Annotated in this window: 1 protein-coding gene and 1 pseudogene; one reads left to right on the top strand and one right to left on the bottom strand. The window is 40.5% G+C overall.

The genetic code is table 11. The features are described from left to right. Positions 1 to 414, top strand: a pseudogene (locus tag ACFINS_RS10155) (hypothetical protein); the annotation flags it as partial. A gap of 35 nt (positions 415 to 449) precedes the next feature. Here ACFINS_RS10155 and ACFINS_RS10150 read toward each other — a convergent pair. Continuing rightward, positions 450 to 761: hypothetical protein (locus tag ACFINS_RS10150; protein ID WP_375706196.1), on the bottom strand; the 312-nt coding region annotated here is incomplete at its 5' end.

Genomic DNA, 761 nt, shown 5'->3' with positions numbered 1-761 from the left:
GCTGTCCATTCTGAAAATAAAAAAGTAAAGCTTTTTGAAGAACAAGTTGCGATGTTGCAACCAGACATTCCTCCCTCTAATTTTGAGGAAGGATGTAAAATGCTTCAAGAACTTGACGCAAGTGAGTATGATTATCGTTTAGCACGCAATGAAAAACTGTTGGGAGTTCAAGAACGCGTTTCCTTTGATATTAGTAAAAAGACCAGACTTTTGGGACGTCTTTTGGTTACAGATAAAGCTATTGTATTTGAAAGTCCCGAAAGGAATGAAAGGACTACTTGGACACGAATTGCATCAGTAGCTATAACATACAAAGGATGCCAAATCAGTCGCCGTACCGGTGTTCCACTGAATTACCAATTCACTGCTTTTTCAAGTCCAAGGTTTACAGCAGTAATTCGAACGCTTGGATAGCCTTATTGATTTTAAACACACCAAACAAAGATACCTCATTGTTTTTGCTCCCGTAAAATAAGTTTATACATACCGGATTCTGAAGCTTGGACATCTGAGACAATGAAGTATTCTTGAGAGGCGTCTTCAGTGTTTTCAGGCGCCATCACAACAACGCTATCTTGAGGTTTTGGTGGTATTCCCCCGATGTCATTGATACAAAGATCAAGTTCCTTTTTTGCGATTGTGGTGGGGATTCTGCCACCAGCCTCCGATTCCGAATGTTTAATGGTGTAAATCGCTGTAATTTGAAACGATTGTTGATTATCCTTTCGCGTGTAGATGACGGGTTGCCCAAAGGTGTTGCG

Origin of the sequence: Bartonella sp. AA2SXKL (genome assembly GCF_042197205.1) — a bacterium.
Classification (GTDB): domain Bacteria; phylum Pseudomonadota; class Alphaproteobacteria; order Rhizobiales; family Rhizobiaceae; genus Bartonella.
The sequence above is the reverse complement of the archived record's forward strand: the minus strand, read 5'-3'. Positions and strand labels throughout refer to the sequence as shown.